The sequence below is a fragment of the Streptomyces apricus genome (assembly GCF_008369065.1).
GTDB classification, from domain to species: Bacteria; Actinomycetota; Actinomycetes; order Streptomycetales; family Streptomycetaceae; genus Streptomyces; species Streptomyces apricus.
The window spans coordinates 3,497-21,888 of record NZ_VDFC01000068.1 but is presented as its reverse complement, the minus strand read 5'-3'; the positions used below and the strand labels follow the sequence as shown (position 1 = coordinate 21,888).

The 18,392-nt window shown below is 71.4% G+C and carries 17 protein-coding genes and 1 pseudogene; 12 read left to right on the top strand and 6 right to left on the bottom strand.

Annotated features, from left to right (window positions below; all coding sequences use genetic code 11):
* A partial coding sequence (locus tag FGF04_RS33430) for a LacI family DNA-binding transcriptional regulator (protein ID WP_149515145.1) occupies positions 1–631 on the bottom strand: 631 nt, incomplete at its 3' end.
* Between the two features lie 685 nt (positions 632–1,316).
* Here FGF04_RS33430 and FGF04_RS41435 point away from each other — a divergent pair.
* The 4 genes and pseudogenes from FGF04_RS41435 to FGF04_RS33415 form a co-directional block, all read left to right on the top strand.
* A pseudogene (locus FGF04_RS41435) lies at positions 1,317–2,552 on the top strand (prolyl oligopeptidase family serine peptidase); the annotation flags it as partial.
* A 93-nt stretch (positions 2,553–2,645) separates the two neighbouring features.
* The gene (locus FGF04_RS41430; protein WP_235882627.1) at positions 2,646–3,401 is read left to right on the top strand and encodes a prolyl oligopeptidase family serine peptidase; all 756 of its coding nucleotides are present in this window, start codon (positions 2,646–2,648) and stop codon (positions 3,399–3,401) included.
* 143 nt (positions 3,402–3,544) lie between these two features.
* A complete protein-coding gene (locus FGF04_RS33420) occupies positions 3,545–5,290 on the top strand; it encodes an endo-1,4-beta-xylanase (RefSeq protein WP_149515144.1) in 1,746 nt (581 codons plus the stop codon).
* Between the two features lie 175 nt (positions 5,291–5,465).
* On the top strand, positions 5,466–6,458 hold the full coding sequence (locus FGF04_RS33415) for an aldo/keto reductase (RefSeq protein ID WP_149515143.1): 993 nt from the start codon (positions 5,466–5,468) through the stop codon (positions 6,456–6,458).
* A 49-nt stretch (positions 6,459–6,507) separates the two neighbouring features.
* Here the strand turns inward: FGF04_RS33415 and FGF04_RS33410 are convergent, their stop codons facing one another.
* Positions 6,508–8,511 carry an alpha/beta hydrolase gene (locus FGF04_RS33410; RefSeq protein WP_149515142.1) on the bottom strand — a complete coding sequence of 668 codons (2,004 nt, stop codon included), beginning with the start codon at positions 8,509–8,511 and terminating at the stop codon, positions 6,508–6,510.
* Between the two features lie 108 nt (positions 8,512–8,619).
* On the opposite strand from FGF04_RS33410, the gene FGF04_RS33405 reads away from it, so the two are divergent.
* The 7 genes from FGF04_RS33405 to FGF04_RS33375 all read left to right on the top strand — a co-directional run bounded on the left by FGF04_RS33405 (position 8,620) and on the right by FGF04_RS33375 (position 13,363).
* Positions 8,620–9,852: a sensor histidine kinase gene (locus FGF04_RS33405; protein WP_149515141.1), complete on the top strand. Its 1,233-nt coding sequence runs from the start codon at positions 8,620–8,622 to the stop codon at positions 9,850–9,852.
* The gene (locus tag FGF04_RS33400; RefSeq protein WP_149515140.1) at positions 9,849–10,532 is read left to right on the top strand and encodes a response regulator; all 684 of its coding nucleotides are present in this window, start codon (positions 9,849–9,851) and stop codon (positions 10,530–10,532) included. Before FGF04_RS33405 ends, FGF04_RS33400 begins: the two co-directional genes overlap by 4 nt.
* Before the next feature lie 127 nt (positions 10,533–10,659).
* Complete coding sequence (locus FGF04_RS33395) at positions 10,660–11,172, top strand: methylated-DNA--[protein]-cysteine S-methyltransferase (RefSeq protein WP_149515139.1); 513 nt, start codon at positions 10,660–10,662, stop codon at positions 11,170–11,172.
* Entirely contained in the window at positions 11,153–11,713 is a 561-nt protein-coding gene (locus FGF04_RS33390; RefSeq protein ID WP_235882626.1) for an RNA polymerase sigma factor, read from the top strand. Before FGF04_RS33395 ends, FGF04_RS33390 begins: the two co-directional genes overlap by 20 nt.
* Entirely contained in the window at positions 11,710–12,327 is a 618-nt protein-coding gene (locus tag FGF04_RS33385; RefSeq protein WP_149515138.1) for a methylated-DNA--[protein]-cysteine S-methyltransferase, read from the top strand. The genes FGF04_RS33390 and FGF04_RS33385 overlap by 4 nt, the downstream gene beginning before the upstream one ends.
* On the top strand, positions 12,324–13,064 hold the full coding sequence (locus FGF04_RS33380) for a 2OG-Fe(II) oxygenase (RefSeq protein ID WP_149515137.1): 741 nt from the start codon (positions 12,324–12,326) through the stop codon (positions 13,062–13,064). The genes FGF04_RS33385 and FGF04_RS33380 overlap by 4 nt, the downstream gene beginning before the upstream one ends.
* Positions 13,061–13,363, top strand: a complete 303-nt coding sequence (locus tag FGF04_RS33375) for an Ada metal-binding domain-containing protein (RefSeq protein WP_149515136.1) — start codon at positions 13,061–13,063, stop codon at positions 13,361–13,363. Before FGF04_RS33380 ends, FGF04_RS33375 begins: the two co-directional genes overlap by 4 nt.
* A 163-nt stretch (positions 13,364–13,526) precedes the next feature.
* On the opposite strand, the gene FGF04_RS33370 is transcribed toward FGF04_RS33375, so the two are convergent.
* Together FGF04_RS33370 and FGF04_RS33365 are read right to left on the bottom strand one after the other, a co-directional pair.
* The gene (locus FGF04_RS33370; RefSeq protein ID WP_149515135.1) at positions 13,527–14,216 is read right to left on the bottom strand and encodes a siderophore-interacting protein; all 690 of its coding nucleotides are present in this window, start codon (positions 14,214–14,216) and stop codon (positions 13,527–13,529) included.
* Positions 14,217–14,446: 230 nt separating this feature from the next.
* Positions 14,447–15,127, bottom strand: a complete 681-nt coding sequence (locus FGF04_RS33365; protein WP_149515134.1) for a TetR/AcrR family transcriptional regulator — start codon at positions 15,125–15,127, stop codon at positions 14,447–14,449.
* A gap of 99 nt (positions 15,128–15,226) precedes the next feature.
* On the opposite strand from FGF04_RS33365, the gene FGF04_RS33360 reads away from it, so the two are divergent.
* Positions 15,227–16,189 (top strand): NADP-dependent oxidoreductase, encoded by a 963-nt coding sequence (locus FGF04_RS33360; protein ID WP_149515133.1) that lies wholly within the window; start codon positions 15,227–15,229, stop codon positions 16,187–16,189.
* Positions 16,190–16,605: 416 nt separating this feature from the next.
* On the opposite strand, the gene FGF04_RS33355 is transcribed toward FGF04_RS33360, so the two are convergent.
* Together FGF04_RS33355 and FGF04_RS33350 are read right to left on the bottom strand one after the other, a co-directional pair.
* Positions 16,606–17,067, bottom strand: a complete 462-nt coding sequence (locus tag FGF04_RS33355) for a cupin domain-containing protein (RefSeq protein ID WP_149515132.1) — start codon at positions 17,065–17,067, stop codon at positions 16,606–16,608.
* Positions 17,036–18,034, bottom strand: a complete 999-nt coding sequence (locus tag FGF04_RS33350) for a helix-turn-helix domain-containing protein (RefSeq protein ID WP_149515131.1) — start codon at positions 18,032–18,034, stop codon at positions 17,036–17,038. The genes FGF04_RS33355 and FGF04_RS33350 overlap by 32 nt, the downstream gene beginning before the upstream one ends.
* Between the last annotated feature and the right edge of the window lie 358 nt (positions 18,035–18,392).

Below are 18,392 nucleotides of genomic sequence, written 5' to 3'. Positions count from 1 at the left end.
GTTCGAGGGTGGTCCGCCAGCCCGCCGCCCGGTCGGCGGCCTCCTGCCAGTCCTCGGGTCCGGCGAGGTGCCAGACCGTGCGGTGGCCGGCGGCCAGCAGGTGGCCGGTGGCCAGGCGGGCGCCCAGGTGCTGGTCCACGTTGACGCCGGGGATGCCCMCGTCGGGTCCGCTGCCGACGGTCACCACCGGGAACGGGTGGCGCAGTTCGGCGAGGGCCTCGACCGCCGACCGCTGCGGCGCGATGGCGACGACCCCCTCCACCCCGCCCTCGCCCAGGTGGTCCAGCGCCTCGGCGAGCGTCTCGACGGTCAGTCTGCGCAGGCTGACCGTGGAGACGAGGTAGCCCTCGGCGCGGGCCGCCTCCTCCAGGGCGAACAGGGTGCTGGCCGGACCGTAGAGCGTGGTGTCCGAGGCGACCACGCCCAGGGTCCGGGTGCGCCGGGTGACCAGGGCGCGTGCGGAGGAGTTGCGGCGGTAGCCCATCTCCTCGATCGCCCGTAACACCCTGGCCCGTGTCTCGTCCCGCACGTGGGGGKGGTCCCCCAGCACCCGGGAGACGGTCTGGTGGGACACGCCCGCCAGTCGTGCGACGTCGGCCATGGTGGGCGGCCGAAGCTGGGATCGTTCCATGGCCGCACCTCCTCGGCGGTCGTCCACCGGACGGCCCCGGCGCCGAAGTGCCCGACGCCGTCCGGTGATTGCGGAGGTCATTGTGAGCGCTAACAATTCATGCCGGTCAAGGGGGACGACAGCAGGTGGGGCATCACGTTTGAGTAACGCGCCGAATGCGGGCGGTTGCGGGGACGGGGTGCGGCGAAGGCATTGACGGGCCCTCGGGGTGGGCCTAGATTGCGGCACCGACTCTTCGAACCGCTGACGAAATACCGGACGTCGACGACGACCGGATGCCCGTGTCCGGCGCGACGGCGCTCGGCCGTCGGCGCCCGGCCGTCGGCTGTCGGCGCTCAGCCATGAGAGGGGGACAGGCCTTGGTCGAAGACAGGCGCTCCGCTCCCGAGCGGGTCCGGGGCCAGGTCCGGGTACGCCCCTCGGGTACGACCAGAGGTGTACCGTCCGCCCGCGTACAGCCGGCGATGTACGCGGCGGACCCGACTGCGGCCTGACGACCGGCCCCCTCCCCGTGAGTAGCCTGAGATGTGTCCGGCACCGTTCCAGCACGGCAGGTTCAGCGGTTCCTCACCAGGCGACCGCCTCCCCTGGTCCTCCTCGACTTCGCGCTCGCCGCCCTGCTGTGCGTCGGTCTGCTCCTGGCTGACGCCCCGGGGCCGTGCCGGCCCGAGAGGAGAGGCACACGATGGCCAGACCGACGCTGCCCGTGGAGTTCCCCCCGACGCGCCACGTCCCTGACAGCGGATACACGCTGCACGGCCGGCACTACGAGGACCCCTATGTGTGGCTGGAGGGGCTCGACGACGACGAGACGGTCGACTGGATCGCTGCCCAGGAGAGGGTCACCCGTACGGTGCTCGACAGCGTCCCTGGACGCGACGGTCTGCGTACTGCCGTCGCCCGCTGCGCTCGCTACGCGCGTCTGTCCCCACCGATCCCTGCGGGCCCGAGCGGGCGCGTCTTCCTTTGGCAGGCCGGTGCCGACGACGAGAAGTCCGCCCTGGTGATGCGCCGTTCGGCCGACGCCCCGCTGGAAACCGTGCTCGACCCGGGCGTCTGGCCGGCCGGTGACGTCCTGGTGTTCGCCGAGCCGTCCCCCGACGGCACCTTGGTGGCATTCGGCCGGGCCGGCGGCAGCACCCACAACGCGGTGATCCACATCCTCGACGTCGAGACCGGCCGGCTGTTGCCCGACCGGCTGCGGGGCACCGACCACGGCTCGGTCGCCTGGCGACCGGATGCGTCCGGGTTCTTCTACACCGCCCGCCCGGAGCCCGGCGAGGTCCCGCCCGACTAGGAGGCTTGTTGGCACGCGGTCTACGACCACCGGATCGGCTCGGACACCCCGGCCCGCAAGGTCTTCGGGGACGACCGCGACAAGGACCGCTGGTGCACCGTGCGCACCAGCGAGTGCGGCCGGTACGCCGTCATCACCGTGTGGGACTTCGTGCACGCCAACGACGTCACCCTGCTGCGCCTGGCCGACGACGAAGCGATTCCGGTGGCCACCGGGATGCGGTCGGTCAACCAGGTGCAGGTGATCGACGACTCGGTCCTCGTGTGGACCGACCTCGACGCACCGCGCGGACGCCTGTGCGGGGCTCCCCTCAAGGACCCGACCTCGTGGCACACGCTCATCCCGGAAGGCCCGGACATCCTGCAGACCGTCACCGGGATCGGCGGCCGCCTCTATGCCGTCCACTCGCACGCCGCCTCGCACCAGGTGGCCGTCCACGCGGTGGACGGCACCCATGTGAGGGACCTGACGCTCCCGTCCCTCGGCTCGGTCAACCGGAACGAGGGGGAGGGCGTCGTCAGCGGGGTCACCGGCTCCTGGCACGGCGACGACGTGTGGGTGGCCTTCACCTCGTTCGTGCAGCCGCCGTCGGTCTACAGGTACGACTACGCACACGACCGCCTGGAGGCCTACCACGTACCGGACGTCGGCCTCGACCCGGCCGCGTACACCACGCGGCAGGTCCGGTACGACTCGGCCGACGGCACCCCCGTGTCGATGTTCCTCGTCCACCGCACCGACCTGCCGCGCGACGGACGGCGACCGGTCCGGCTCAGCGGCTACGGAGGCTTCAACATCCCCGTGGAGCCGCGCTTCTCCGCCGTCGGCGCCGCCTGGCTCCGACTCGGCGGAGTGCTGGCCCACGCGAACATACGCGGTGGCGGCGAGTACGGCCGCACCTGGCACCAGGCAGCGGTCGGCATGCGCCGGCAGAACGCCTTCGACGACTACATCGCCGCGGCCCGCCATCTGGTCGCCACCGGATGGACCACCCCCGACGGGATCGCCTCGCGCGGCAACAGCAACGGCGGCCTGACGGTCGCCGTCACCGCACTGCAGGCACCCGAGGCGTTCGGCGCCGTCTACTGCCGCGCGCCCCTGCTCGACATGCTGCGCTTTCCCGCCTTCCCCAACCTCAGTGGCACCACCGTCGAGTACGGCTCGCCGGACGACCCTGACGAGTGCGCCTACCTCGCCGCCTACTCGCCGTACCACAACGTCCGGCCCGACCGCCGCTACCCGGTGATGGCGATCGCGTCGGCGCTCAACGACCGCACCGTACCGCCGTACGACCCGCTCAAGATGATCGCGGCCCTCCAGGCCGGCGCCCCGCAGGGCGGCCCCTACCTGCTGGTCCCGCTGCGTGACTCCGGCCATGGCGGAGGAACGACCCTGACAGCCCTCGTCGAGCAGGATGTCGACGAGTTGAGCTTCCTCTGCTGGGCGCTCGGCATCACAGCGCGGCCGAGATGACCGGTGGCTGATCAGGCGCAGCCGGGCCCGCTGCGCCGCACGCGCCGGGACGTGCCGCACGAGGCCGCGTACCTCCTGTGTGATGAACTGTGGCCCGGTTTCGAGGCGTTGACCTCGTCTCGGACAAGGAAGTGGGAGGGGCCGTGGGCCTTGGTGGGGGGACGTGGCAGCGGCTGAGCGCCGTGGTGCTCGTCATGGCGGTGGCGGCCGGGTGCACGGGGCAGGGCGAAGACGCGGGCGGCGGAAACGGCGAGGACCTGCTGCGCAACCACGACTGGACGCAGATGCCGGGCACCACCGCGCGCAACGGCACCCTGCGGGTCGGCGCATTGGATCGGCGCATCGTGGAGCAGGACTCCTCCGGCGGCCAGCCCAATCCGCCGTTGAATCTGGCCGGCCCGCACCTCAGGTCCGACGGCGACTTCACCGTCACCGCGCGCATGTCCGGTGTGGGGGACGACGACGGCGGCTCATGGCTGCGGCTGTACGGGCGGGTGCCGGTCATCTACGACGAATGGCGGCAGGAGCGGTCCTCACTGCGCGTCGGCGTGACCGCCGACGGGCAGGTGAAGGTACAGATCTGGGACGGCGAGGGCGATGAGCCCGCCACCTCCGAGGTCTTCGACTGCGGCTGCTCCGGGACGGTGACGCTCGCCGTGTCGAGCATCGGTGACACCTTCCGTGTGACAGCCGACGGACGGCGGCTGGGAACCGTGCGGGACCCGGGGGTGTTCGCCGAGGGCACCGTCTGGTTCGGTCTGGAGGCGGACGCGGGTGACGACGAGGGCCGCGAGGGATGGCAGCTGACGCAGTTGGTCGCGCGGGGAGAGAGCGGTGACGCGCTCCGCGTGGTCAAGGCGCCGCGGCTGCGCCAGGAGCAGTCCGACGACTCGCTGCGCGCGCGGGCCGCGGACGTGGGGCGGCCGTTCGACGTCGGCACCGCCCTGGCCGAGAACCCGCTGCTCACCGACGCACGCTACCGGGCGCTCGCGGGGAGCCAGTTCTCCATGCTCACTCCGGAGAACGCGTTCAAGCCGCAGTTCCTCCACCCACGCCGGGGCGTCTACGACTTCCGCGACGCGGACCTGCTCGTACGCTTCGCCCGCGCCAACGACATGAAGGTGCACGCGCACACCCTCGTCTGGCACGAGGCCCTGCCCGACTGGATGCGGGAGGACGACGACCCCGAGGAGGTGCGCCGGACCATGCTCCGGCACATCGCCGAGGTCGCCGGGCACTTCAGGGGAAAGGTCGCGGAATGGGATGTGGTCAACGAGCCCATGTCCGACGACGAGGAGAGCTACACCGACGGGGATCTCGGTCTGCGCTCCGAGCAGAGCCCGTGGTTCGAGGCCATGGGCGAGGAGTACATCGACGAGGCGTTCAGGGCCGCCCACCGGGCCGATCCGAAGGCACGGCTGTTCCTCAACGAGTACGGGGTCGAGGAGGAGGGCGAGCGGTGGGACGCCCTCTACGATCTGGTCGAGCGGCTCAAGGAACGCGGCGTACCGATCGACGGCGTGGGTTTCCAGAACCATGAGTACGCACCCGCCGACCGCATCGACCCGGAGACCTTCCGCAGCCATGTGCGGGATCTGGCGGAGCTCGGGGTCCAGGCACGGGTGTCGGAGATGGACGTCCCCGTAGGTGAGGACGAGGAGGGCGGGCGGCGGATCCAGGCCGATGAGATGGCGGGCAAGCTGCGGGTCTGCCTGGAGGAGCCGAACTGCACGTCGTTCTCCACATGGGGATTCACCGACCGGTACGGTTCCACCGCCGACACCCAGGTCTATCCTCCGCGCACGGCCGATTCCCTGCCGTGGGACGCGGCCCTGCGGCCGAAGCCGGCGTACGAGCGCCTGCTGGAGACCTTCGACAGCAACGACTGATCCCACGAGGCCGGCCGGCGTGGCAGGAGCCGAGGCGTCCGAGGACTTCGGCGGCCGACTGCACCCGACCCGGTCCTGCGGTTTGACTTCGGGCGCGCTCCAAGTCCTAGCGTCGGAGGCATTCGTCAGCCCTTGAGGGACCGTCCGGTCCGCCGGGCAGGAGGAGTGTCCGCACATGATCACCCGAACCACGCTCGGCTCGCCCGGGCTCACCGTCAGCGCGATGGGCCTGGGGTGCATGGGGATGAGCGAGAGCTACGGCGCCGCCGACTGGGACGGCGGCCTGGCCACCATCGACCGGGCCCTGGAGCTGGGCATCACGTTCCTGGACACCGCCGACGCCTACGGCACCGGGCACAACGAGGTGCTGGTGGGCCGGGCCGTCCACGGCCGCCGGGACCAGGTGCAGCTGGCCACCAAGTTCGGCATCGACCGCAGCGCCGGCGACCGGGCGCGCCGCATCCGCGGTGCCCGGGACTACGTGCTGCGTTCCTGCGACGCCTCGCTGCTGCGGCTGGGCGTCGAGGTGATCGACCTGTACTACGCCCACCGCCCGCCGCAGGACGTGGAGATCGAGGAGACCGTCGGGGCGATGGCCGAGCTGGTCCGGGCGGGCAAGGTCCGCCGTCTGGGCCTGTCCGAGGTCGACGGGGAGCTGCTGCGCCGGGCGCACGCGGTGCACCCGATCACCGCGGTGCAGAGCGAGTACTCGCTGTGGACCCGCGACGTCGAGGCGGTCACCCCGGTGATGGCCGAGCTGGGGGTCGGGCTGGTGCCCTACGCGCCGCTGGGGCGGGGGTTCCTGACCGGCACCCTGGACCGCTCCGCGCTGGGTGAGAAGGACTTCCGGCGCAGCAACCCCCGCTTCGCCGGCGAGGCGGGTGAGGCCAACCAGAAAATCGCACGGACCGTGCGCGAGGTGGCCGACCGGCTGGGKGCCACCCCGGCCCAGGTGGCGCTGGCCTGGGTGTACGCCCAGGCCGAGCGGCTCGGAGTGGCGGTGGCGGCCATTCCGGGCACCCGCAGCCCGGCCCGGCTGGAGCAGAACGCGGCCGCGCTGGAACTCGTCCTGGACGCCCAGGCGTTGGCCGCGCTGGACCCGCTGAGCGACCAGGTGACGGGCGAGCGCTACCTCCCCGCGCACACCGCCGAGGTCGCCCGGGGTTAGGACTCCGGTCCGGCACCGGCACCGACAGGCTGTGGAGGTGCCGGCCGTCTCATCCGGTGGCGGCCGTGGCGGCAGTGGCGGTCGTGGCGGCCAGCGGGGAGCGGCGCCGCAGGGTGCGGATCGCTAGGAGCGCGTTGGCTCCAACAACCGCACCAAGGACGGCGGTCGCGGGTATCAGCAGCCCGCTCCCCGCCATCGCGCCCAGCAGTGCGCCCAGCCAGGCGCCGAGAAGGACGAGGATCGGTGTGGTGGTCCGGTTCGAGCCGTCCGGGTCCTCGTCCGGCCGGGCCAGGTACACCCCCAGGCCGACCAGCAGCCCGGTGCCGGGCACCACCACCGGGAGGCTGGTGATGAACCACTGCGGAGCGAGGGTCCAGGCGAACAGGAGGCCCAGGAGCCAGCCGGCGAGGCCCAGGGGCAGTGTGCCGAGCAGCCGGATCCAGCGGCCTGCCGCGCGGCCCGGCGCGCCCCGGCGGCGGCGTCGGCGGGCCAGCAGCACCAGCGCGAGCAGACCGAGCAGCGGCAGCCCGGTCACACCGGCGAGCAGAAGACCGGCGATCAGCGACATGCTCACCGGGACGGCGGTGAAGTCGACCGGACGGCGCTCGAACCGCGAGCTGTCGACGCGGCCGGAGTCGTAGAAGGTGGTGAGCAGGTGCGTGCCCGCCTCGGGCTGCTGCTGCCAGAAGTCGGCGGTGTGTCCGATACCGGGCAGGACCACCTCGCTGCCTCGGCTCAGTGAGGGGAGCAGCTCCTTGGTGGCGTTGACCGGCGGTGTGGAGAAGTCGAGTTCGCCGCCGATCAGCAGGGTCTCCACCGAACTGGGACGCACGGTGCGGTACTCGGCGTTGTCCGGGCTGTCCGGCCACACGGTGGGGAATCCCTCCGGGCCGCCCCAGAGGAAGTCGGTGGAGGAGTTGCCCAGGATCGATCCGTGGTCACCGCCCCGGCCGTAGTAGGTCTTGAGGGCGGGCGCGTCGATCATGGCGAAGGAGGCGAGCTCTCCCCACACCGTGGAACTCGGCAGCGTGACGTCCGCCAGCACCGACATGGCCCACATCGCGCCGGGTCCGCCGTCGAGGTAGGCGTCGATCACCGTGGGCGCGTTGCCGGGTGCCGAGCCCTCGCCGTTCATGTGCATGGAGTACTGGCTCAGGATGCTGACGTTCGTCTTCTTGATACTGAACGGCCCCCACCTGCTGGGCATGTCGGCGACCCGGGACCGGATGGTGGCGGCGAGGTCGGAGGTCTTCGCGTCGCAGGCGCGGTCGGCCCGGCAGAGGTCGGCGTACTGCTCGAACTGCGTGTCGGTGATGCGGGGGTCCCAGAACAGGTGCCCGGGCGGGTTGACCGAGATCATCGCCGAGCGCCGGAGTGCGTCGGGGTGGCGCCATGCGTAGATCATCGCGGTCCGGGTGCCGGCACTGGAGCTGAGCAGGTCGATCCGCCGGTAGCCGAGCGCTTTGCGCGCCGACTCCATGTCCTCGACGCGCTGGACCGCCGAGTAGCCGGTCAGGTCGGCGCCGGTGCGCTGCAGCCGGTCGGCGCACCGCTCGAAGGCCCGGCGGGTGTGCGGCTGGTTCTGCGCGCCGGTCATGTCCGCCGACGACTGGAGCGCGTCCGTCACTTCGTGGCAGTCGAGGCGGGACGAGCCGTCGACGCCGCGGTAGCCCACCAGCACGACGTCGTGGTTCTCCGTCAGGCGGCTCGCCTGCGGGAAGTCCATGTTGGACTGTCCCGGCCCGCCGCCGAACCGGAAGACGGGCTCACCGGCCGGCTTCGACGCCGCCCGGATCCGTACGACCGGCAGGGCGATCAGCCGGGAGCCGGGGTCGCGCCGGTTCTCCGCGACCACGAGGGTCCCGCAGTCGGCGGCCACGGAGCCGTCCTCGGTGTCGTAGGAGCACGATTTCATGGTCAGCGAGTCCGGTGCGGCGCCCCGCGGGACGCGGATGGTGGAGTCCGGCCACACGATGACGGCGGTCAGCACGAGCAGCGCGGCGGCGATGCCCGTCACGACGAGGGAGCGACGGCGGTGAGGGGAAGAACGCATGCCGGGAAAGCTAGGGGTGCGCGGGTGCCGAAGCGTCACGCCGGGCGGTGATCGTCCGTCCCTCCCGAGAGTGACGCCGGCCCGCTTCCGCCCCGGCACAATGGCCGGATGTCCCGCACCGTGTACCTGGCCGCGGCCGGACGGATCCGCCGGTGGACGGCCCGACCGACAGCGCGCGACGCGCAGCGGTCGCTGGCCCGCCAGGCCGTGTCGGTCGCGCTGATGTGCGCCGCCGTCGACGGCCTGAACTTCCTTACGCGGGGCCCGGATCCGGGCCCGTGGACGCCCGTCCTGCTGGCCCTGGTGATCGCCGCCGACGTCGCGCTCGCGACCGCACCGAGATTCTCCGGGTGGGTCGCCGTCGCGCACGCGGCGGTGGGGGTCGCCCTGGCCTTCGTGATGCCGGGGCGCAATCCGAGCACGGCCGGACAGCTGGTCAGCTCCTACCGGGCCGGCGCCTGGCTGCGCGGCCGGTCCTCCGTCGCCTCACTGATCACGGTGTGCGTCGGAATCCTGGTTTCGGCGGTCGTCACCGGCCTCACCGCTCCGGTGACGTTGCTCGGTGTCGTGGCGGCCAACACGCTGCTGCCGTGGCTGGTGGGCCGTTACACCACCGCCCGTAAGGAGCATGTGGAGGAGCTGCGCCGCCAGCGGGAGGCGACGCTGCGCGACGCGGAGGCCGAGATTGCCGCCGCGGTGACGAAGGAACGGGAGACGATCGCGGTCGAGCTGCACGACGTCATCTCGCACCACGTCAGCGCGATCGGTGTCCACGCGACGGCGGCCCGGCTGAACCTCACCGGGACCGCCGTCCCCGGTGACAGCCCGGTGCACACCTCGCTCGCCGCGGTGCAGCAGTCCGGCCAGGCGGCCATGACGGACCTCCGGCGGCTGCTGTCCCTGCTGCACGACGGCAGCGACTCCACCGACCAGCCAGGAGTGACGATGCTGCCGGAGCTGTTCACCGGTCTGCGCGCCTCGGGTCTGCACGTGACGTTCGTCGTGTACAGCTCACCACCGCCCCTCACGAAGGAAGTCGACATCACGGTGTACCGGGTGGCCCAGGAGATGATGACGAACGTTCTGCGGCACGGGGACGGCCGGGTGGCGCGGGTCGAACTCGACTGCAACGACGGCTGCGTGGCCCTCACCGCCCGCAACCGTGTCGCCTCCGCGGCGGCGGACGCACCGTACGCGTCCGCACCGCCGGGTTCCGGGCTCGGCCTGCGGGGCATGCGCAAGCGGGCGGAGGCGCTGGGCGGATCGGGGACCTTCGGCGTCACCACGGACGGGGACTACTGGGAGTCGAGCGTGACGATCCCGCTGGCAGGTGCCCGGTGACGCTGCGCATCGTGATCGCCGACGACCACGCCATGTTCCGCTCCGGCTTCCGGGCCGTGCTCGACGCACAACCGGACATGGAGTGCGTCGCCGACGTCGGCGACGGACGCAGCGCCGTCGAGGCCGTCACGTCCCTGGCGCCCGACCTCGCCGTCCTGGACGTTCGCATGCCCGGACTCGACGGGCTCGCCACCGCACGCCACATCCGGTCCGCGGGACACCGGGACGTGAAGATCATCCTGCTCACCTCGTTCGGCACCGACGACTACCTGCATGCGGCACTGTCGGCGGGGGTCGCCGGCTTCGTCCTCAAGAGCCTGCCTCCCGACGAACTCGTGACCGCGATCCGCGTCGCGGCTCGCGGCGACACCTACCTGGATCCCTCCATCACCAGCCGCCTCGCGCCCCGGCTGGCCGACGCCCTCGCCCCGGCTCCCCCGGCGCGTGACCGGGCGCCGGGCCTCGAACGCCTCACCGCGCGCGAACACGAGGTGTTCCTGCTCGTGGCCAGGGGATTCTCGAACGCCGAGATCGGCGACCAGCTGTACGTCGGCGAACAGACCGTCAAGACCCATGTCTCACGCGTCCTCGCCAAGCTCGGACTCCGGGACCGCGTGCACACCGTCCGGTTCGCCCACCACCACGGGCTCATCGCACCGCACGACACCTCGGGGCTGTGACCGGTGGTCGGTACGCCGGTGGATGACCGCCGTCGGCCAGCCTCAAGAGCGGCCGGTACCGGCCCCATATGAGATCTCACGTTCTGCGGGTGGCCTCCGTCTACAGGTCGAGAGAGAGGAACCGCAGATGAACACCCGACACGTCGTCGTCGAGACGCACCTCGGGTCGATCACGATCGTCGCCGAGGACGAGACGATCACCGGCCTGTACTTCAGGCATCACGTCCGCCGGCCGCCGCACGAGACGTTCGGACCCGAAGCCGCCGACTCGACGGACGCGCTGCTGGGCGAAGCGGTCCGCCAGCTGCGCGACTACCTGGCGGGCGAACGCAGGCAGTTCGATCTCCCGCTCGCGGCCGAGGGCGACTCGTTCCAGCACGCCGTCTGGGACATCGTGAAAAGCATCCAGTGCGGGGACACGGCCACCTACGGCCGCATCGCCCGGCAGCTCGGAGACCCCGGTCTCGCACAGAAGGTCGGCCAGGCCGTGGGCGCGAATCCGCTGTGCATCCTCGTTCCGTGCCACCGCGTCGTCGGTGCCGGTGGGGCGCTGACCGGGTACGCCGGCGGGCTCAAGCGCAAGCGGGCACTGCTGGAGCTTGAGGAGCCGCCTGCGCGCGATGCCGGACGGCTGTTCTGACCGTGTCTCTCACGTCTGCCACCGCACGTACGTCTTCCATGGGATGGACATGAAACAACCGTTCGAGAGCGTGGTCGCGCAGCACGGTGCCACCGTGCTGCGCGTCTGCCGGGTCGTCCTCGGCCCGCATGATGCGGACGACGCGTGGTCCGAGACCTTCCTCTCCGCCATGCGTGCCTATCCCGATCTGCCGGAGACGGCGAACGTGGAGGCGTGGCTGGTGACGATCGCGCACCGCAAGGCGATCGACGTGCTGCGTGCCGCGAAGAGGAATCCCCTGCCGGTCGACGAGGTGCCGGAGAAGCCGACGGGGCAGGGCGTCTCGAACGTAGAAGCCGTCGGACTGTGGGCCGCGGTGAAGGAACTGCCCAGCAAGCAGCGTCAGGCCATCGCCTACCGATACGTGGCGGGACTGGCCTACGCCGAGATCGCGGAGATCCTCGGCGGCACCGTCGCGGCGGCCCGGAGAGCCGCCGCCGACGGGCTCAACAACCTCAGGAAACATTATCCGGACGCGATCACGAAAGGAGCATCGTCATGAGCGACGAGCACCACGATGACGACCTCGCCGTCCTGCTGTCGACCCCCGTGGACGACGGCGCTCTCCGTCGCCTCCACCGCCGTCTGGAGCAGGCGGCGGAGCAGGCCGACCTGATCGACGTCGCCTACACGACCGTCGACTCGCCCGTCGGCAAGCTGCTGCTGGCCGCCACCCCGAAGGGCCTGGTCCGTGTGGCGTACGCCGGTGAGGACCATGACCGGGTGCTGGAAACCCTCGGCCACAAGCTCAGCCCGCGGATCCTGCACGCCCCGAAGCGGCTGGAGAAGGCGGCCCGCGAGATCGACGAGTACTTCGCCGGGCGCCGCCGGGCCTTCGACGTGCCGCTGGACCTGTCCCTGTCGCGCGGGTTCCGGCTCCTGGTGCAGACGCATCTGCCCGAGATCGGGTACGGGCAGACCCGCAGCTACCGCGACATGGCCGACCTCGTCGGCAGTCCGAAGGCCGTCCGGGCGGTGGGCACGGCCTGCGCGACCAACCCGCTGCCGATCGTCGTGCCGTGCCACCGCGTGCTGCGCACCGACGGCACGCTGGGCGGCTACGTCGGCGGGCTCCAGGCCAAGACCACGCTGCTGGACCTGGAGGCCGCGGCATGAGGGCCACGGAGGCGGCCGGGCGGACGACGGACCGGTGGCACCGTCGTGTCGAGTCCGGCGACTGGGAGGCGATCACGGCGGAGGTCGACGAGTACGGCGGCGCGCTGCTGCCGCAGTTGCTGACCTCCGAGGAAACCGTGGAGATCAGGGAGCTGTACGAGCGGGACGACCTGTTCCGCAGCACGGTCGACATGGGCCGGCACCGTTTCGGTGAGGGCCAGTACCGGTACTTCAACGCGCCGTACCCGGAACCGGTCGAACGGCTCAAGCAGGCGCTGTACCCGAAACTGCTGCCCATCGCACGCGACTGGTGGACCAGACTCCGCCGGCCCGCGCCGTGGCCGGACTCGCTCGACGACTGGCTGCGGATGTGCCACGACGCCGGCCAGACGAAGTCCACGGCGATCCTGCTGCGCTACCGGAACAAGGACTGGAACGCCCTGCACCGCGATCTGTACGGGGACCTGGTGTTTCCGCTGCAGGTCGTGATCAATCTCAACGAGCCCGGCGTGGACCACACGGGCGGCGAGTTCCTGCTCCTGGAACAGCGCCCGCGCGCCCAGTCCAGAGGCACCGCCACGCTGCTGCCGCACGGCCACGGATACCTGTTCACCACCCGCGACCGGCCCGTCAGGTCCGCTCGCGGATGGTCCGCCGCGCCGGTTCGCCACGGCGTGTCCGCCCTCCGGTCCGGCGAACGGCACACCCTCGCCCTCGTCTTCCACGACGCCGCATGAACGACGCCATGAACCACGCGGGGAACACCTGCACCCTTCTCGGGGCCGACGGCCGTCCCTACCGGTCGCCGCTCAGGGGAGAGTGGGGCGGCCACCGCCGCTCGAAGATCTACGGACGGCTCGACTGCCCCACCGCACTGCGCGCCATCGCCCGCGGCGGCTATGTGAAGCACCGGGTCTTCTTCCGCGACGAGGCCACGGCAGTCGCCGCCGGATTCCGCCCCTGCGGCGCCTGCTGCACAACCCGCTACCGGCGCTGGAAGACAGCCCGGGAGAACGACCGGCCATGGACCCCCTGAGCAGGGCTCGACGGGTGATCGCATGACACAGGAAGCCGGCGCCGCCGACCGCGGCATCGTCGTCGGAGAAGACGGACGCGCCCGGCCCGCGTGGGCGGCCGTCGGCGCCTGCCGGCAGAGGCGTCGAACTCGCCGTCCGCCACGAAACGGCCGTGCTTGTGCCCTACTCCAGCCCGCGCTTGCCCGGTGCCCAGAACGGCTTGGTGAGTACCGCCCGCCGGTCCCATCCGGCCTCGCGCACCAGCACCTGCCTCACGTGCTGCACGGTCCGCGCCTCCCCGGCGACGTATGCGATCCCGCCCGGCTCAGGGGCCAGGCGGCGTATCGCGTCCGGGAGCGAAGTGCCGCTCCTGACGGTCCAGTCGAGGCGGTCCGCGTACGGCAGGGGGAGCCGGTCGGCAGCCGTCTCCGTCTCGATGCAGCCGGAGATCCGCGCCCCGTCAGGCAGTGCGCCCAGCATCGCGCCGAAGGCGACCGACGCCGTCTCCTCGCCGACGAACACGTGGTGCGTGGCGTCGGGCCGAAGCGTGAACGTCCCTTCCGGCTTGCGTATGCGGACCCGGTCGCCGACGGTGACACTGCTCCCCCACCGCGCCCCGGGACCGGCCCCGGGGTGATCCAGTACGCACAGTTCGACGGCGCCCTGCGGGTCGTGGCGCCAGATCGAGTACGTACGCAGAGTCAGCCCGTCGCCCACCATGACCCTCACCTGCTGTCCGGGACGGACGGTCAGCCCGACCAGCGCCTCGCCCTCGATGCGCAGGCGACGGAACCGGGCGGCGACAGGTTCGGCCTCGGCGACCGTGCCCTGAAGCGTCAGCAGGTCCAGGAGGGGAGAGAGCAGGGCAGCCATGGGACTCCTCGGGAACTCGTCGATACGGCGGGTCGCTGAAGACCGACATCCAACCGGACGCGACACTATCGCGTTTTCCCCGAAACGCGATAGTGCTTGTTTTTGCGTCTGCTCGCTGCAACCAGTCCGGGCCGTCGTCGGCCGCCGGGACGGCGCTCGCTGACCACCGGGACGGCCGCCATCCGGATCGGTTTCCACGGTTACGACGGATCGGCAGGCGCCGTCGCGTGTCAACTGCCGGAAGACCGCCTGCCATGGGGGCCCTCGGCCATTGGAAGGCTGCGCAGTGAGAGCGTGCTCGGGGCGGGCAGTGGCTTGTGCGCCGCCTCGGTGCGCAGTGACTGGAGCAGGTATGCCACCAGGCGTCGGGAGGCGGCGCGGTCGTGCGGCAGTGCGGTGACCAGTCCGCAGTGGGCCAGCAGGAGCACGGCGAGGTCGGAGGGGTGGAAGTCGCCCCGCAGTCCGCCTGCCGCCTGGGCCCTGCGGATCAGGAGCAGAAGGTCCCGCTCGGCGCCCTCCCGGACCTGCGCGTCGTTTTCCGCACGGTCGGGGAAGGCCGCGACGAACGCCGCCGGGAAGCCCCGTTCCTCCCGCTGCAGTTCGCAGACCTTCTCCACCATCTGCTGGAAGCCCCGCCACGCGTCGGGATCGGCCAGTGCCTCCTTGAGCGCTTGGTCGCAGGTCTCCATCTGCCGCGCGTATGCGGCCCGCACCAGGGCGTCGCGGGTCGGGAAGTGCCGGTACAGCGTGGCCACGCCGACTCTTGCCCGCCGGGCCACGGTCGCCATGGGCGCGTCGATGCCGTGATCGGCGAAAACCGCGCGGGCGGCGACGAGGATGCGCTCGCGATTACGCCGGGCGTCCGACCGCCGCCCGGGCGACGCCGTGATCCGAGACGAATTGCCTGCCACTGTCTCTCACCTCCAGCACAAACGGACGATGTCGTCCGTTTGGCAGCCTACGCTCGGCGCTCGACTCCCCCAGAACCGCTGGTGACGAAGGTGGCAACGATGGACGACCGCATGATGAGAGCCGTGCTGTTCGACCGCTACGGCGGCCCCGAGGTGCTGTACACGGGCCGGGTGCCCCGCCCGGTGCCGAAGGCCGGCGAAGCGCTCGTACGCGTACGTGCGTTCAGCATCAACGGCGGTGAACTGGCCGCCCGTTCCGGCCGCGTCCGGCTCCTCACCGGCCGCACGTTCCCGCAGCGCACCGGGCTGGACCTCACCGGCGAGGTGGTCGCGCTCGGCACCGGCACCACGGGAGTGGCGGTCGGCGACCGCGTGTGGGGCCTGGTGGGCCGCGGCACGTTCGGCAGCGCCGCCGAATACGTGAGCGTACGGGCCGAGCGGCTCGCCCTGGTCCCCGACGCCCTGGACCTGGTGGCCGCCGCCGCGCTGCCGGTGGCCACCACCGCCGTCACCGCCCTGCGCGACAAGGCCGCGCTGCGCCCGGGGGAACACCTCCTGGTACGGGGCGCGGCGGGCGGTGTCGGCAACGCCGCCGTCCAGCTCGGACACGCCTGGGGCGCACAGGTCACGGCTCTGGCCCGCGCCGCCAACCTCGACTTCGTCCGCGCACTCGGAGCCGACCACGCCATCGACCACAAGAACGTCACTCCGGCGGAACTGGGCTCGTTCGACGTGGTCCTGGACACCGTCGGCTCCGATCTGCGGACCTTTCGCCGTCTCCTCAAGCCGGGCGGACGCATGGTCACCATCGCCTTCGACATGGCACGGCCCGTGGCCTCGCTGGGCTACATCGCGGCCAGCGCCGTGCACGGGCGCAACCGGGTACGTGCCTTCAGCGGCAATCCCGAACGGGCACACCTTGATGACCTCGCCCGCCAGGTGACACAGGGAGGACTGCACCCCGCGGTGGACAAGGTGTTCCCCTTGGAGGAGACGGCCCAGGCACACCGTGCGCTGGAAGCGGGCGGGGTGCGGGGCAAGTACGTGGTCGAAGTCGGTTGAGAGATCGGGACAGGTCACGGTCACCGGCTCGTCGCCTCGGTGACGGTGCCCGGTGACCAGGACCAGATCGTCCACCTCGACCACGACCTCCTACTACAGCTGTGGCGCACACCGCACACCGCACACCGCCGCGTAAGACAGCGAGTCCCCCACCGCAGTGTGCGGTGGGGGACTCGCTGTCTGTGTGAGCGCCGGGCAGGCCTTGCACCTGCATCTCCCCGCAGGAAGCGGGACGTCTTTCCTTGGACCACCAACGCGCGAGCCGACGCCCGGAGTTCAGGTGCGCTGCTCAAGATCAAGGATAGCGGATCTTTTCCGGTCCGGGCCGCCGCAGCGGTCGTACGAGGCGTGCAGGTTGTACGGGCTGCACGGGCCGCACGGGCCGCACGGGCTGCACGGGCCGTACGGAAGGCGCTTCACGAGGCGTATTCGTCCGAGATCTCGGTGGCGTAGTTCTTCCAGAGCGGTCCCATGGTCTGGGCGTTGACCGGCTGCCCGGAATCGATCATGGCCTTGAAGTCGCGGAAGTACTGCACGTACAGGTCCGGCGTGAAGGTGTTCAGCATGACCGCGTTCTCGTCGCCGATGTTGGCGAACGTGTGCGGCGCCCCGGTCGGCACGATGACCCAGGTGCCCGGCCCGGCGTCGTAGTGGTCCTCGCCGACGGTGAACCGGAAGGTCCCCGCCAGCACGTAGAAGCCCTCGTCGTGCTGGGCGTGGCGATGCTGCAACGGGCTCGGGGTGCCCGGCGGAATGGTGACCTCGGCGAACCCCAGCCGGTGGTCGGTGTGCTCGCCGCTCTCCAGGATGCGGATCTGCTGCGCCCCGCTGCCGAGGATCTCGCCCTCACCGGGGCGGACGATGTTCACCTTCGCCATGACTTCTCCTGTTGCTCTTGCTGTCTTGGTCACCACCATCCTTCTCCGGGCCGGCCGTGCGCGTCCTGGTCGTCCGTGCACGGTTGCTGGTCACCAGCGCGCGGGCGTTGTAGCCGTACGTCGCCTTGAAGAGCTTGCTGAAATGGGTGGGATCGGAGAATCCCCACCGGGCGGCCACGGCGGTGACCGTACGCCCGCTTCCGGTCAGCTCGGCCCGGCAGCGCTCCAGGCGGCGACGACGGATCAGGGCCGCGACGGTGAGCGGCTGGTCCTCGAACAGCTTGTGCAGCCGGCGTACGGACATGTGGTGGGCGGCGGCGATGCCGGGCGGGGACAAATCGGGGTCGGCCAGCCGGGCCTCGATGTAGCCGGCGATCCGGCTCCGCAGCAACTCGTCGGGGGCGGGTTGTTCGTCGCCGAGCCGGGTCTCCAGCGCGACCGCAATCAGCTCGACGACGGCCGCCGCCGACCGCAGCGCCTGCGCCTCGCGGAACTCGCTCGCCGATCGCGCCGACTGCCGGGCCAGCACGGAGACGAGAGCGCCCGGGCCGTGGCTGCCGTCGATGCGTACGCCGATGAGCCGGTCGATCTGCGCGGGCCGGATCCGGAGCTCCCGGCGTGGAACCAGGACGGTGACGTGCGCCGCGGCGGTGCTCTCGAACCGGAGCGTACGCGTGGGATCGAGCAATACGAGGTCGGACGGCCCGAGTTCGACCTCACCGCGCCCTTGCTCGATCCGCGTCCGGCCCCGGGCCATCACCTTGACCGCCAGGTTCTCGCCGTCGACGGCGTCACGCTCCCGCCCGACGCAGGCGCTTGCGGGCGTGTCGAGGGAGACCAGCCGCAGCGGCCCGAGGGCAGAGGTGGTGATCCCGGCCCGGAAGCCGTCCCCGGCCAGCTTGTTGACCAACGGCGGAAACCCGCTGGCGGCCAACTCGTCCTGGAACGAAGCAAGATTGCCGATCACCGATCGATGATAGACGGCGGCACTTCTGCTCGGACACGGCTTTCGGCGGGGGGGCAGAGGCAGCGGCACCGGCCCACTCCGCGCTACCAGGCTCCGGTGCACGCGGTGGACGACAGTCTGGCCGACGACCTGGTGGGACTACTGGCTCACGACGCGTAAGGCACGGCGGGACGGCAGTCGTCGGGTGTGAGGCCGTAGGACGCCATGGCTGTGGTCTTGTTCTGTTCGTCCTCGGATCGCTCATGAGGTCACCGCGGGACCGGCCCGGCCCGCAGCGTGGTGAGCGCGTCGAGCAGGTGGTCGGCGTCGGCGGGGACCGGCAGGGCTCGTCCTGTCAGGTCGGAGGGGATGTCGGGGT